This is a genomic window from Halobellus rarus (assembly GCF_024494595.1).
Lineage (GTDB): Archaea > Halobacteriota > Halobacteria > Halobacteriales > Haloferacaceae > Haloquadratum > Haloquadratum rarum.
Genome location: NZ_JANHDI010000006.1, coordinates 214,245 through 228,985 on the forward strand (window position 1 = coordinate 214,245; position 14,741 = coordinate 228,985).

Sequence of the window (14,741 nt, forward strand, 5' to 3'; positions counted from 1 at the left end):
CGATTCACTACCAATTGCATGGCACACAGGCTGGTACGCAGCGACCGACCCCAGAGTGACGACCACTCGACCGGGGATTCGATGGACAGCAGCGGTAAATGGCGTATTAACAGGCGGAGCTGTCTCAAAGCCGGGGGAGCCGCGGTGGCGGCACTCATCTTCGGTGGAGCGGCGAGCAGCGCTGCTGCTGACGAAACCGAGGCGACGAACGTCCACTGGACGAACTTCAGCGCGGGGCAGTTATGACGGTCTTAAACGTCCAAGACTTCGGCGCGAAGGGTGACGGCTCCACGAACGACCGAGATGCGATCCAATCAGCGATCGACGAAGCCACTGAAGGGGATGAGATATACTTCCCCGCGACGAGCGACTACTACGCTATCGAATCTTCCGGTGACGGAGAGGTTTTAGCGCATCACGTCGCTGATGGTGCTCCGCAGGATATCCTGTACCGTGGTGACGGAGCGGATTCGGTGGTCAAATACAACGGCGGGTCCTACACCAGCGGGTTCCTCATGTTTGAGATTCTCGGTGGTCCGTCGAACTTTCGGATGAAGAATATGGTTTGGGACGGGAACAAATCCATCGTCTCAGGCGTCAACTACCAGAATCTCATCGACATTGACGAAGGAGATCCCGGCAACCACAGTTACTACTTTGAAAATTGTGTATTCCGCAACTCCTTCGGAAACGCAGTGCAGATATGGGTTCAGGGAGTAGAGCTTAACCGGTGTACCTTCCAAAGCAATCTACAGCACGGTGTCTCGATAGGCGTGAAGAATGATGAGATGAGTACGAACTCGATCGTTGTTCGGAACTCGTTGGCAGACGATTGCGGCAAGAAATATAACAACTTCTATGGGATCGACTCTGCGTATGGTGACTTCCTAATCGAGGATACCGTGATCCAGAACTGCGGTCGAGGAGGGAAGACCTCGACGGAAGGTGACTTCGGTTCTGTCAATGGAAGGTATCGCCGGGTCAGGATCGAGAACTGCAACGCGGAGTCGTTCATCAACACTACGGGTTCAACGAACGATGGAGTCAATCTTTCCAACGGCACTATGTCCTTTGAGGATGTGGTGATCGGGCCGAACAATGGGGAGATTATGCAGTTATCCGAACTCGATTACTCCATCGTTGACAATTCGGAACTCGTCATCACCGGTAACAACTCAGAGAACAATCGTCCGGCGTTGATGGTGATAAACAACGGGAAACTGGACGCCTCTAACGCCACGATCTGGTCGAATAATAATCAGGGCGAAGGGCTCGATCACGACTCAGATCAGACTTCGGTCGTCGATGTCTATACCCACGAAAACAACACCGAAGGTGCTCTCTACCGGGCTCGAAATCTGACGAACAACACTCAGAACACGGGCTCCAAGACAGATATTTCTGGGGTGCCCACGGCCGACGAAGTCGGCGCGTGGAGCGGAAGCACGACCACCGAGACGGAGTCGAACAGTGAGGACTCGACTCCCGCGGACGACACCAACGACGGCGCGTGGACGCTTCGATGGGAATCGGGGACGGATGACTGGGCCGTCGTCTCCGGTTCCGAGTTCGACGGCGGATATGCCCTAGAGCACGAACACGACGGCACAGATCGAACCGTCAGAGCCATCTCGTGGGACGCCGTCGGCGAACCCGCCGACGTCGAGGTGCTCGACAAGGTCCGGGTGCCGGCGTTTACCGAGGGTGTCGACCGCGGCTACCACGCCAGAGTCCACATTCGCTCATCGTCTCACAACGGCGACCGACTCGGGTACTGGTTGGAACTCGAAAGCGCGGCGAGCTCGTTTCGGCTGGGGAAGTACTCCAAAGACGGGTTTGCGACGCTGCTACGCTTCGGGACGCCCCAGGAGAACACCTTCTTCTACCGGCGCTTCCGCGCCGAAGATGAGACGCTCAAGGCCAAGGCGTGGCCGGCCTCCGAGTCCGAACCGGCCGGGTGGGACGCAGAAATCACGGATTCAGACCTCACCGACGGCTGGGTCGGCCTCGGCTCGTATGACACGGGAACCGTCCAGACGGACGTCTTCAGTGTCGCGACGGGCGGTGAGTCGGCCCCGCTGATTCCGGGCGGCCGACCGACGGCCTCGTTCCGGACCCCGACGGATGGACAGTCTGTCAGCGGGGACGTATCCGTCCGGATCGACGCCGAAGACGGAAGCGACGGCGCAAGCGCGCTGAACGTGGAGTGCCGCGTTAACGACGGTTCTTGGTCGCCGGCGACATACGATGCCGACACGGGCGCGTACGCGGCGACGTGGGATTCGACTGTCCTCGACGACGGAACGGTCCCCCTCGAAGCGCGCGTGACCGACACCGACGACAACACGGCCGAGACAGCGGTCGAAGTGGTCGTCGATAACGGCCCGACGGTCGCGACCCTCGAACCGCAGGACGTGACTTCGGAGACAGCGACCCTGCGCGGCGATCTCCGGAAACTCGGCGGTGCGGACGCGGTGGACGTCCGATTCGAGTGGCGAGCGGCCGACGGAGGCGCGTGGACCGAAGCGGGCGAACAGTCGCTCGATTCTCCGACGGAGTTTGCACACACCGTCTCCGGCCTCGAAGGGGACACTCAATACGAGTTCCGAGCGGTGGCCGACGCCGACGGCGAGACGGTCGAAGGAGACGTCGTGGAGTTTGGGGCCCTTGCTGTCCCTGCGCCTGACAGTGCGCCGACCGTCGAGAAGCTGGACGTCACCGATCGGAGCGGCTCCAAATGGACACGCTTCGACGTCGACTGGACGGTCAGCGACGACGAACAGGACCTCAATACGGTGATCACCACCCTGGAGTACGAGGGACAGCCCGTCGCAGCCGAAAGCACCAGCGTGAGCGGCAGCAGCGCGAGTTACACCCATATCCTCCGCGTCCGCGGCGACGTCGACACCGTCCGACTGTGGGCTAACGACACGTCGAACGAGACGGTGAGCGAGGCCATCGACGTATAACTCGTCGAGAGCCGAGTAGCTCGTCGATAGCCGGGGTATAATTTTATCCCGGGTCCGCGGAGTAGGGAGCGACTCGTCTCAAATGTACTCCCTACTCGCGAGCGCGGTGAACCATCCGGACACGATCGAGCGCTACAACGGGCTGTTCAACCACCGGATACTTCGCTCCCTCGCGGAGACGGGGGTCGAGATGAGTGTCGTCTCCCCGCGACCGTTCGCCCCGCCGATCGGTCCGTATTCGGCGTATCGCTCGCTCCCGGACGTCGAAGACTGGGGCGCGTATGCGGTCCACCATCCCCGATTTTGGTATCTGCTTCCGAAACGGCTCTTCTACGGGTTCGCCGGTGACTCCTTCGGAAAGCGGGTTCCGCAGTACGCCAACCGCACCTTCGACGTCCCCGACGTCGTCCACGCCTGTCACGTTTACCTCGACGGGTACGGGATGCTCCCGTACGTTCGCGAGCACGACCTGCCGCTTTTCGTCGTCGCCCACGGGACGATCCTCAACTCCTACGAGGACTTCTCGCGGGAGGTCCGCCGGAACGTCCGTGAAACGGTTGACGAGGCTACTGGCGTCCTCTGTGTGAGCGATGCACTCGCCGAACGGGCCCGCGAACTGACTGACTCATCGACGGTTTCGACGGTCCCGCTCGGTGCCGACCCCGAGCGGTTTCCGGTCGATCAGCGCGACACGCTCCGTCGGGAGCTCGGCGTTGCGGCGGACGCGACCGTCGTCCTGTTCGTTGGCCATTTCCTGGAACGGAAAGGCGTTCAGGAGATGATAGACGTCATTCCCCGGATACATGATCCGGACACGGTCTTCGTCTTCGTGGGACACGGCGGGGATCTCGACGACGATCTGCGTCGCGTACTCACTGCGGTGGGCCGCTCGCCGCGTCTCGTGTTCGACGGCCTTCCCCCGGTCGCACTCCGTCGCTGGTTCGCCCTCGCGGACGTGTTATGGCTCCCGAGCCACACCGAGGGACGGCCGACCGTCATCTACGAGGCAATGGCGAGCGAGACCGCCGTGTTGGCCTCGTCGGTCGGAGGTATTCCCGAACAAGTCGTCGACGGCGAGACCGGACTGCTGGTGCCGCCACGCGACGCCGACGAGCTCCACCGGGCGCTGCAGTCGCTGCTCGCGGATCGAGAGCGGGTCCGAGCGATGGGAAAGCGCGGGCTGGAACGGCTCCGCGAACGCGGGTGGACGTGGGAAGCCCACGCCGAACGGGTCCGGCGGCACCACCTAGCGGCGATCGAATGACACTCTCGCACAGTGTTGTTTCATACTCTCGCCGCCCCTGAGATGGCTAGCGGTCTCACGGACTGGGTCCAGCAGTACGAACCCGAGGCGGAGAACGGATCTAATCCGGGACCAAAGGGAAGGAGAGACGAGAAGGTCCGGGAGGGCGCGTCAGCGGGCTATCCGAGCGGCGTGATCTCGTTCAGCGATCGAGCGGCAGAGTGCGTCCACCGTCCGCCGAGCGACGAACCGGCGTACGCGTAGAAGGTCGGCTCCAGTGGGTACCACCGAACGGCACTGATCAGGAACCGGCGGGCCATCCCGTACTCGCCCATATGGAGCAGGGACTTGCCGGCGCGGAAGTCCGCCCAGCCCCGCATCTTCCGCTTCATCACCGGTCCGTACTCGGCCGCCAGCGGCAGGTACTTCTCGACGAAAAGCCGGTGCCCCTCGTACAGTTTCGCCGTGTCGTAGGAGATCCGGTTGTGCGTCTCGAACTCGTGGATGACGAGCGGATCGCGGATACGATCGAACGCACACTCCGTCGACAGCGAGACGTACCACTCTTGGTCCGCCCAGCGGGGAAACCGCTCGTCGAGCGGAACCCGCTTCGCGATCGACGTGCGGACCATCACGGCTGACTGGGTCCCGACGACGTTCTCACACAGGAGCGCTTTAGTGACGTCTCCCGTGACATCGGGCGGCAGCCAGACCTCCTCGATCGAGCCGTCGTGGACCCGCTTCCATCCCGTCGAGACGACACCGAGATCGGGGTCACCTGCCTCGAATCGGGCGACCTGCTGGTCGAGTTTCTCCGGCATCCACCTGTCGTCGTCGTCGAGAAACGCGATGTACTCGCCGCTTGCGGCCGATATGCCGGTGTTTCGTGCGGCGTTCGGCCCCCTGTTCTCGTCGTGGCGAACGATCTCGAACGACGAGAACCCGTGGGCGTCCGTCGAGACCACCTCGGAGGCCATCGTCGGCGACGCGTCGTCGACGACTATCAGTTCCACGGGGTCGTACGTCTGTTCGGCTACCGTCTCGACCGCCCCCGGGAGGTAGGACGGCCGATCGTACGTCGTGATGACGACGCTCACCGTCGGCCGGTCGGCCTCGTCCGGCGAGTCGGAACGATCCGCCACGTTATCGGAGCCCGAACGACGCGTCATCGTCGTCGAGGCGCCGGCGGGCGAGCTATCCAGCGGGGTCGATACGTGGTGGTGAGTGGGTACATACGGCTCGGTGATCGCGTGTCGTCCGGTTTGTTATATCGATTCTAACCCACTCACGGCTTCGCACGTCGGTGAGAGAGTCCAGTCGTCCGCTCTCATACGGTCGGACGCACGTCCGCGGGTGATTCGGAACCACGTGGTGTCGAATCGATTCACACAGTTACGCCCGACAGTATCGGACATCGAGCGGCGAGGTGGCAAGGCGGTCCCGTCCCGGTTAGCTGGCGACGTCGACTGCCGTTACGAGGTTATTAATCACTTCTCGAAGGTTGCCTATGCGGTGCCCGAGAGGTAGCAGTGGTATAAATATATACTCTGGGCGCGGATGCACGTATACTCTCGAACGATGGACGACGAAGACCTCAGCCGCCGTGCAGTTATCGCTCTCCTCGCGGTGGCAGGAGGAGCCACAGCAATAAATCAATTGAGTTCGATCCTCGACAGCCGTACCGACGATGCGCGCGAAGTACTGCCAGAGAAGGACCCAGACAAGCCGCACGCCTCGGAGGAAACCGCCACGCCGGAACCTAAACCGGGAGTCCACCTCGAAGACCACGGTGGCATCGCCGACGGAGAGACGGACGATACGGAGGCGCTGATGGCAGCCTTGGATGAAGCGGCCCCGGACGGGACGGTCCGTCTCCCGGAGGGGGAAATACTCATCGGCAGCGGGTTGGCCGACGCCATCCTCTTAGTGCACCGCCACCGGGGAGTGACGATCGCCGGTGAGGGCCCGGACGCGACCCGGTTGAAAATGGCGCCGGGTCACAACTCTGTTCACCGGGGTATCGTTATCACGCCGAGCCGGAGAGACGACATAACCGGCATAACGATTCGTGACCTTATGCTCGACGGGCAAGGCCTCAAACAGGATTACAACATCGCGAACGGGATCGAGGTTCAGAGCGCCAACGGGAACGGCTACCCCGTCGAGATCCGGAACTGCGTGATATACGACTGGGCGACGAACGGGCTGCAGCTACGGGAGCCAGGAACCAGTATCTACGATAGTTCAATCCTGCTGAACGGCCGCAAGCAGGAGGCCGAGACGGGGAGGGACGGCCACGGCGTCGCCACGTCTATCGGCAACAACCCGAACGGGCAGACGCTGATCCAGCGGTGCCTCCTGCAGGGAAACACCGGCGCGGGTGCGGATAACAGCGGCGGGAATATGGTGATAACCGGGTGCGTCATCGACGACTGCGGCTACGGCGTCAAACAGAACGATACGACGAATAAACAGATCATCGAGAACACGCGGATCTCGAACCTCCGAACTGAGCCCGGGGTGTACAACATTCCCCCAGACCGAACCGGCGGCGACCTGGTCCTCAACAACGTCTGCATCGAGAACGCGACCGATCCGGGGCTCCTGTTTCCAGCTGGAGGAACCATCACCGGCGATCAGATACTCATCAAAAATACGAACACCGAAGCGTCGCAGCCCGCCGCAGTCGTTGTCACGGACGAGGGCAGGAAGTTCGACGTCGGAGAGCTGGCGGTGTACGAGACGGGCACCGGATCGGCGATGCACTTGGAGAACTGCACCGGTTCGATCGACCGACTCGTTCACGACGGTCCCGACGACAGCCTGGGACAGCTCAGCGACGTGGCGGTGGACACGATCGCCAATGACGATTCGATGGCAGTAGACGTTCCAAGAGCTATCGATGTCGGCGCGTCGCTGTAGACCGCTACCCTCCCGAAGACGTAATCCTCAATGAAGACTTCGTCTCGTTTGAGACGGCATTGTGAGCGAAGTCATCGGCGCGTCGTTCATTGCTAGATGCCGGTTACGCGCCGGTCGGCGGGATACGGACTGACGGCTTCGACGTTCGGAACGTCCTCGCTATTCGACGGTGATACGGTCACCCAGAGATGGACCTCCCGATACGCGTTCGCGACGGACGCATCGGCAGCTGGTGTGCCCTCATACAGGAGAAATACCAACCGAAGGTTCTGACCCGTCACGCTCGAGTCGGGCGTGACAGTTCGCGAAATCCGCTCGCTTTGGCCGGATTCGACGGTCGTACTGAACCGGTCGAGTTCCGTTTCTTCGACGACGTTTCGTTCGCCGGTGACCGGTTCGATCTCCTGGAGTTTCACGACTACCGTATACGTAGCCGAGTGGGTTTCGCGATTCCCGATGCCGACGTGGAGTTCCTGTGGCTCGCCAGGGGTGAATGTTTCAGGATACTCACTGGCAGTCAGCGTTCCGGATTCGGGGTCTTCACTCAGCAGATACAGTTCGGTGTATTCTTCGCCCCCCTTGGGCATCGCGATTGCCGTTCCCACAGCGATGACTGCGAAAACGACGAGGAGGGCGACCGCGATGTTGAGCCTCTTCTCGCGAGTTGTCCTCCCTTCGAGCGCCGGCCAGTACTCCGTCGATATCCGTTCAAGCGGGAGACGAAAACGGTCCTCGGGCCGGAGTTTAGCCCGTCGATACGCGCCGAGGACCACTGCAACGACGACAACGGCGGCGAGGCTCCCGAGCACCTGCTGAATCGCGATTCCCCACGGGGTGAAGTTCCAAACGAGGCCGACTAGTGGAACGGTGACGACGCTCAATCCGACCGATAGAACGAGCCGCTCTAACGGAGTGGGTCCACGCTTCGTTTCCGCGTTCTCCATCCCCGCAGAGAACCGGTCGTGCGTGTCGAGGCTACTAGCGGGATACAGCGCCGACTGGACCGCGTACCCGGGCAAGAGGAACACGAATACGAACCCGAGCGGAACTCGCAATAGTCCCAAGAGGCCCTGTTCTCCCGGGATCAAGACAGGGACGATCGTGAGCAGAGCCAGCACGACGGTTGCCACGAGATCCAGCCAGGTTGCGAACGTCCTCCTCGAAGAGTGGCTCCTGGTCATATTCGACTCGGTCCACGAGTTAGAACGCGGTCCTCCGTTCGAAGTTGCTCACGCGTGTTATATCGATCGACTGTCCGGCCCCGGCGGTGGCTCCTACTGGTCATTATTGTTCGAGAATTCCCTAGTGAGCTGATTGTTACTCCGTCTCTAACAGGTTTGAGCATTTTCTATCGCTCCAGTCAGGCGGGAGTGTTTGTCCCGTTGACGAGATACGTATCGTACCCGCCGTTGGCGTACACCTGCGAGACCGTCGGATCGGTCTCGAGTCGATCGAAGTCCTCGGCCGTGTACCGCCAGAACTGACGGTAATCCGGCCAGACTTCCGGATAGAACTGACGGCCGGCAGACGTGATCACCAGGTAGTGGCTTTCGTTGTACTTGGCACCGAGGGTCTCACCGTCGGCGTATCCGAAGTGATCCGGCGGTGGATCGGGATCCTTCGTGACGTTGTCGGACTGGAATCCGATCAGGGCGTCCTCAAATCGATATAGTTTAATTCCGTACTCCGTGTGTGGAATATCTTCGCTGCCAGATGTCAGGTGCCACCCTGCGCCGTCTAGTTCCATATCGGTCACCTGCTGGTTGGTTCGCATCGTCAGCGGGGAGTGGTGAGCCCCGAGTACCGAAAAGACGACCAGTATTGTCAGAACAACAACCATCGCTCGCGGGACGTTTGGATTCCAGTTAACACGCTTGTAGAGGTCGAAGAAAAACGAGCCGACAACAAGCACGGCGAAATATCGCGCGGCCATCAGCGGACGACCGAACCCGACAATGAGGTCGAAGAGGAGAAACAGAACGGCGACGCCGGCGAACGCCATCGCAGTTGCGGAAAACGAGAGCTCGAAGACGTTCTTCGAGATCCGACCCCGAGCGCGTTTGACGAGCATTTTCGAGAAATGGAGTCCACTGGCCCCCAGCAGAATCATCGAGATCCCGTACTCTAATAACAGAATCCTGAGCAGATCGACTAACGCAGGAGACGTCCGAGAAACGGTGGAACTGGCCGCGTCGAGTGGAGACTCGCCACCCGAGGAACCAAACAGCGTGGTCAGAACCGACTCCGCTCGGATAAGCATCCCCGCGAAGTTGTAGTACCACACGATGAACATCCCCAGTGTGAGGCGACGAACAGTTCCCGATCCGGTTGGGGCGGAGTTGGCGCCGTCTGAAGACAACAGTGCATTGCGGACTATCGACGTCTGGAAACCGGCGTAGATTATGAAGAATATCAGCGCGAAGAGCGTCGTCAGCGGGTGATAGATGACGAGAGCCACGAGCGAAACGGCTAATGCGAGCCGAATACCGAACGCCTGCGTCTGCTGTTCTTTGACGAACAAATAGAGCACGAACGGGAGAATCAACATACTCTGCGCGAAGGGGGACGCGTTCATATGTGCCGTTCCGCCGATCAACAGACAGACGAACGGGATGCAGAACAGTGCCCGTCGCCTGTCGTACACCGTCGCGACCAATGCGATAGCCGAGAGTATCGAAAAGATGCTGATGACGCCCGAGACGGCGTTGATCACGCGCATCGGTTCGAGGCCCGTGGCGTACGAGAGGCTGAGGACGAGTTGATGGATATTCGGATAGATGTTTTCGGTGCTGAACGTCCCAGTAGTCTGGATGATTCGTATGAGTCCCAGGTGGGTGAGGACGTCTGCTCGCTCGAAGTAGGTGTAGCCTCGAAGGTATGGCATAAAGACGAGAATCGAGTTACAGAGGAGTATCAGTAGGACACCCAACTGCCAGTCCGATCTCGATTTCCCGTCGGTAAACGCGCTCCGAAGAATGAGCACTTGACCGATAACTGTCGAGGCGATCAGCATCGCCCAAAAGTACCACGGGAACACCCGATAGATCGATATCTCGTACTGGTTAGCGGGAGGAGTCAGCAAAATGATACCCGCTAGTATCGAGACGATTCCGAACCCTCCACCGACGAGCAACTTCGAGGGGATGCGCCTCACGACGATTCGCTCCGTGTATCGGTTCGGTGTCCTAACTGGCCCGGAGACGGTTGCTCGAACTGCGCGGAGAGATTCCTACGAGACGCCAGTTCGGACGCCCAGCCGTGCTCCGCAAGCGAGAAGACACGGCCCAACGACGCTCCCACAGATCCATCCTGGCTACGCGGTACCGAGGGGACTCTCGGCTGTGAGGTAAACGAGCGACCTCCGGTCGTCGTGCAACGCTTTCGTCTCATATTGTAGTGGGTCTCTTCAGTCGATGCTGGTGCTGCGGGGGGTTTGTTAGTCTGCTCCTACGACCAGTGACACGAGCGGTTGTGCAAACGGTTCCAACGGCTACGATACTCAGTGGTTATCGCTACCTCGTGGACACACGCAATCATAAACAGTTGTATCCAGTAGTATACAGCCATCCGTTCCAGTACTCGAGAGGCGGGAGTGTGTTGTCGTCGACAGCACAGGACGAGGAGGGTCGACCCGTGAGTTCACACGTTTTTAACTCATTAATTAAGTGGTCTGTATGCCAACTCAGGATCATCGATGAACACCGTCGCTCGGGAGAGAACTTCCGCTATCGCCCGGATAGGACGAGACAGGTGGCTGATTTCGATGTGTCCCATCGAGGTCTATACGGGCCGACCAGGTACAAACTCCTCATCAGGTTTTGGCGGCCCGTTGTCCACGAATGGGTGACACACGATGGGTGAATACACGGAATCCCTACTCCGAATGCGAAATAACGAAACATCCGAGATAGACAGGTTCCGACTGTTCATTGCAACGCAGGTCGGGTGGCTCGCTGTGTCGGTTCCGATCGTCGCTTCGTTCGGGATGGCCTCAATAGAATCAGTGTTCGTCCTCGCGTTCGTCGGATTTCTCTCCGGGAGTCTCTTGTTTGAACCTGCTGAATCGAATCGCCGATGGTGGAGACTCTCTGTGTGGATTTCTCGCGGTGGGTTCGTGGTCCTCGGATACTGGGTCTTCCAACGGGCACAGGAACTGGGGATTTGAACCGCAGTCCGATCCGATGCCGGGTCGACCGAACGCGCTCGAGGAAAGAGCGGAACCTTCGGGTCCACCGACCGTGCGAACGGCGAAGCCGTGAGCAGAAGGGAACCCCGCGCCACCGCTTCAGTCGAGGCTCAGCCTGATACCGTGTCGGCCGAGAACCGGGTGACGACATCGCTCCCCGTTGACGCTTTGAGGGCGATCATCGCCCTGAATTGCTCACGCCCATACTCCTCGAAGTATGGGGTTTGCGTGAGTCGAACCCGATCAGTCCCGGAAAACCGAACCGACGCGATCCGGTCGCCGTCGCGACGCACAGAGAACTCGGTGGCGTCGTCGGACGACTCACAGACGTCCGTAGTCGGATGAAAGTGATACCGAACGGTGTACGTCGCGGCGGGATCCCCCGTGACCGTATCAGCGATCTCCCACCCCGAGTCGATTGTCGCGACCGTCCGTCGGTGTTCGTAGGAGGTGCCAGCAATGGAGCGCCGAGAGTGCCGAGCCTCGATCCGTCCGGGGTCGTCGTCGACGACTGAAACGGACGTGCGCTTTCCCATCAGGAAGCTCCCACCGATCGGAATCGGTTCGATCCCGCCGTACTGTGCAGTATTGTGTGCCGCCACGCTCCGTGCGTACTGTCGACGTTCGTTCGCTTCGTAATCGTAGACGCCGGTGTCAGCGAGGACCGGATCGCCGTCCACCCAGAGAAGGACACTCAGTTGGTCGTTGTGGGAGTGCGCGGGGAGGTGCGTCGGGCCGACGTCACCGACGTCAAAGAGGAGCGTCCCCGTGTCCGTGGAGAGCGTTCGATAGCCCGTGCCGTCGGGGTGATGGAGTGAGCGCTCCGTCGGTGTCAACGAACAGGCCCGGCAGTACGCGAGACACGTGGTCGCTTCGATCGCTTCCCCGTACGCGGAGTCGTTCAAAAGCGGGATCTTCCCACCGGGTTTGATAAGTTGAGAGAGGAATCCCAGCGCGAGTTCCGCAGTCGTCTCGATAACAGTCGTCGAGAGCTCATTCGATGAAAGGAGGTCGTATGCCGTAGCGTACCGGCGAAGCACCGTAATATGGTACATCGGACTTCGCTCGAAGTGACCGCCGTCGGCGAGGAACTGCTTCCGTGCAGCCTCCTCGAGCAGATCGAGACCCATCGACTCCCACCCCGTGTCGTGGTCTCCGAACAGCACGCCGGCGGCGACCAGTGCGACGGCGTTCTCGATCAGGTGGTTACCGCCGATGTCGTGTTCCACGTGGTTCTCGAGGAACAACGCGTTCTTGTAGACGAGACGCAGCAGCCGATCCGGCACGGTAACCGTGTCGCCGGCACACCAGGCGGCGTAGCGACACCAGTGTAGTACCCGTAGCGACACCGCGTGGGGGATCCACGAGCGACGGAGGTACGGACCCTCGCCGATCGGGTTCGCTGCGTCCCACTCGAACGCCTGCCGTTCCAGCGCCGCCCGGTGGTCGTCGACGGTCGAGGCAGACTCCTCGCTCAACACCAGCCACTCGAACCCCTGAAAGGATTCGAGCTTGAGTCGCCAGAGACGGGGATACTCGTCGATCCGCTCGTGATTCCAATCGATCCGATCCCCGAAGTCGATCGCCCGGTCGAGAAAGGTGAATCGGCCGTTGGCTGCCTCGGATGCGGCCTCGCGATAACGCGCCCGCTCGGCTTCAGTTAGACTCTCTCTGAGTTTCGTGAGGTTGGCACGGATCGGTTCCGGCGTGATGGAGAGCTCGTCGGGGACCCGCCGTTCATACCGGGCGTTGAAGTCCACAGGCAGGCGGGGGACGACAGCGTGACGGAGGCGACGTTCGATGATTCCTGCGATCTGAACGGGTTTCATATTCCGGACCGTGTGGTACGCCAACGGCCAGTCGCCGGGGGTCGTCACCAATCGATCGGACTGTCGGACGGTCCCGATCGGATCGGAAAGAACCCGGTTTGAAGGCGTCTCGGTCCGATCAGTCATCGATCGAGCACCTCGTCGAGAACCAAACTCAACCTGCGGGCGACGACGCCGCGGTCGTAGTGTTCGATCATGTGTTCTCGGCCGTTCGCGCCGAAGGTCTCCCGACGCTCTGCGTCCGTGAGCAGCGAATCGAACACCGCCGCGAGTCGTTCGGCGTCGTTCTCGACGAACAGGCCGCCGCCGGACTCCTCGATCAGCGATTCGATCTCGCCGACGCCGGTAGCGACGACGGGGAGCTCACACGACATATATTCGTACGCCTTCGTCGGAACCGCATATTCGAGCGTCGAGTCGCGTTTCAACGGGGCGACGCCGATCATCGCATCGTTGAGAACGTCCGGAACCGTCTCCCTCGGGACGAGCCCGGTGAACTCCACGCGGTCCTCGAGGCCCTCCTCGGCAGCCAGTCGCTTCAGCCGATCCGTTATGTCGCCGTCACCGACGATTTTGAGCGTCGCATCGGCCGTTTCGATCGACGCCATCGCTCGAACGCAGGCGTCGAGGTCCTGTGCGTGGCCGACGTTCCCGGTGTAGACGATCGTCGGGTCGGGCTCGCCCCCAGTCGGTCGATACTGGTCGGTGTCGACGCCGTTCGGGATGTGGCGGACGATTCCCTCGTCTACTCCGTATCGTTCGACGAGCCGCTCTCCGAGGACGGTCGTCGTGACGGTGATCCGATCGGCCGTCCGAAGGACGACTCGCTCGTACCACCGGCTCGCCCGTTCGACGAGCCCGCCATCGTCGATGAAATCCAGGCCCACAGCGGCGTCGATCCAGAGGTCGCGGACGTCGACGACCCACGGTTTCCCCGTCAGGAGGCCGAGCGGGAGCCCGGCGAGGCCGGTGAATATCGGCGGGGACGACGTGATGACCACGTCGTACTCCCGGTAGTGAACCAGCAGCCACAGGATCGCGTGCAGCGGGAAGAGGAGGTAATACGCCATCCGACTCCAGAAACTCGGGTCGGTCGACGTCGGCTGCCACGACCACAGGCGGTGGACCGTGACCCCGTTTGTCCTGTGAGAAGTCCGCCGGGTCCACGTCCGGGAGAACTGTCCGTGCGGGAACGCCGGCGGGGGCGCGAGGACCGTGACGTCCCACTCGGCCTCGCTGAGGTGCGTACACGTGTCGCGGACCCGAGATGCGTTCCCCGACCGATCGGGCGGATAGTGCTGGGAGACGACGACGACGCGTGAGTTGTCTTCAGACATAGGTTACCTGATCGATTCGGGACCGAACCCCTGACCCTTCCACCGACGTCGATCCACCCCGGCTCGGACCGGAACCGGAACTGTTCGACGCGGGCGCCCACCGCTCGGAGGGCAGGGTCCAGACACGCTTCGCTCCCGCTCGAGTGGGGGGTCGGTACGGCCCACGGAACCACGCGGTCGACGCTGCGTTCCCGTTCGGTTCGGACGAGTCACTACCGCGACGTACCGCCGAGGGGCCCATTGTTACGATTCGAC

9 protein-coding genes are annotated in these 14,741 nt (G+C 61.0%); 4 read left to right on the plus strand and 5 right to left on the minus strand.

Annotation, left to right across the window (positions count from 1 at the left end; genetic code table 11):
* The first annotated feature begins 242 nt into the window (after positions 1-242).
* Both NO876_RS07950 and NO876_RS07955 read left to right on the plus strand, forming a co-directional pair.
* Positions 243-2,969, plus strand: a complete 2,727-nt coding sequence (locus NO876_RS07950; protein WP_256421155.1) for a glycosyl hydrolase family 28-related protein — start codon at positions 243-245, stop codon at positions 2,967-2,969.
* An 82-nt stretch (positions 2,970-3,051) separates the two neighbouring features.
* Entirely contained in the window at positions 3,052-4,233 is a 1,182-nt protein-coding gene (locus NO876_RS07955; RefSeq protein ID WP_256421156.1) for a glycosyltransferase, read from the plus strand.
* 158 nt (positions 4,234-4,391) lie between these two features.
* On the opposite strand, the gene NO876_RS07960 is transcribed toward NO876_RS07955, so the two are convergent.
* On the minus strand, positions 4,392-5,354 hold the full coding sequence (locus NO876_RS07960; protein ID WP_256421157.1) for a glycosyltransferase family 2 protein: 963 nt from the start codon (positions 5,352-5,354) through the stop codon (positions 4,392-4,394).
* 436 nt (positions 5,355-5,790) lie between these two features.
* Between NO876_RS07960 and NO876_RS07965 the strand changes: the two genes are divergently transcribed.
* On the plus strand, positions 5,791-7,134 hold the full coding sequence (locus tag NO876_RS07965; protein WP_256421158.1) for a right-handed parallel beta-helix repeat-containing protein: 1,344 nt from the start codon (positions 5,791-5,793) through the stop codon (positions 7,132-7,134).
* 92 nt (positions 7,135-7,226) lie between these two features.
* On the opposite strand, the gene NO876_RS07970 is transcribed toward NO876_RS07965, so the two are convergent.
* The gene (locus NO876_RS07970; RefSeq protein ID WP_256421159.1) at positions 7,227-8,315 is read right to left on the minus strand and encodes a DUF1616 domain-containing protein; all 1,089 of its coding nucleotides are present in this window, start codon (positions 8,313-8,315) and stop codon (positions 7,227-7,229) included.
* A gap of 179 nt (positions 8,316-8,494) precedes the next feature.
* Positions 8,495-10,018: a hypothetical protein gene (locus NO876_RS07975; protein WP_256421160.1), complete on the minus strand. Its 1,524-nt coding sequence runs from the start codon at positions 10,016-10,018 to the stop codon at positions 8,495-8,497.
* 969 nt (positions 10,019-10,987) lie between these two features.
* Between NO876_RS07975 and NO876_RS07980 the strand changes: the two genes are divergently transcribed.
* Complete coding sequence (locus NO876_RS07980; protein ID WP_256421161.1) at positions 10,988-11,299, plus strand: DUF8044 family membrane protein; 312 nt, start codon at positions 10,988-10,990, stop codon at positions 11,297-11,299.
* Positions 11,300-11,430: 131 nt separating this feature from the next.
* On the opposite strand, the gene NO876_RS07985 is transcribed toward NO876_RS07980, so the two are convergent.
* Positions 11,431-13,275, minus strand: coding sequence for an alginate lyase family protein (locus NO876_RS07985; protein WP_256421162.1), 1,845 nt, complete (start codon positions 13,273-13,275; stop codon positions 11,431-11,433).
* The gene (locus NO876_RS07990; RefSeq protein WP_256421163.1) at positions 13,272-14,486 is read right to left on the minus strand and encodes a glycosyltransferase family 4 protein; all 1,215 of its coding nucleotides are present in this window, start codon (positions 14,484-14,486) and stop codon (positions 13,272-13,274) included. Before NO876_RS07990 ends, NO876_RS07985 begins: the two co-directional genes overlap by 4 nt.
* Positions 14,487-14,741: the final 255 nt, after the last annotated feature.

What these genes read in the sequence shown, in the direction of transcription:
- NO876_RS07970 (WP_256421159.1), bottom strand. Translation starts at nt 8,315, where the DNA reads ATGACCAGGAGCCACTCTTCGAGGAGGACGTTCGCAACCTGGCTGGAT.
- NO876_RS07975 (WP_256421160.1), bottom strand. Translation starts at nt 10,018, where the DNA reads ATGCCATACCTTCGAGGCTACACCTACTTCGAGCGAGCAGACGTCCTC.
- NO876_RS07990 (WP_256421163.1), bottom strand. Translation starts at nt 14,486, where the DNA reads ATGTCTGAAGACAACTCACGCGTCGTCGTCGTCTCCCAGCACTATCCG.
- NO876_RS07965 (WP_256421158.1), top strand. Translation starts at nt 5,791, where the DNA reads ATGGACGACGAAGACCTCAGCCGCCGTGCAGTTATCGCTCTCCTCGCG.
- NO876_RS07980 (WP_256421161.1), top strand. Translation starts at nt 10,988, where the DNA reads ATGGGTGAATACACGGAATCCCTACTCCGAATGCGAAATAACGAAACA.
- NO876_RS07985 (WP_256421162.1), bottom strand. Translation starts at nt 13,275, where the DNA reads ATGACTGATCGGACCGAGACGCCTTCAAACCGGGTTCTTTCCGATCCG.
- NO876_RS07950 (WP_256421155.1), top strand. Translation starts at nt 243, where the DNA reads ATGACGGTCTTAAACGTCCAAGACTTCGGCGCGAAGGGTGACGGCTCC.
- NO876_RS07955 (WP_256421156.1), top strand. Translation starts at nt 3,052, where the DNA reads ATGTACTCCCTACTCGCGAGCGCGGTGAACCATCCGGACACGATCGAG.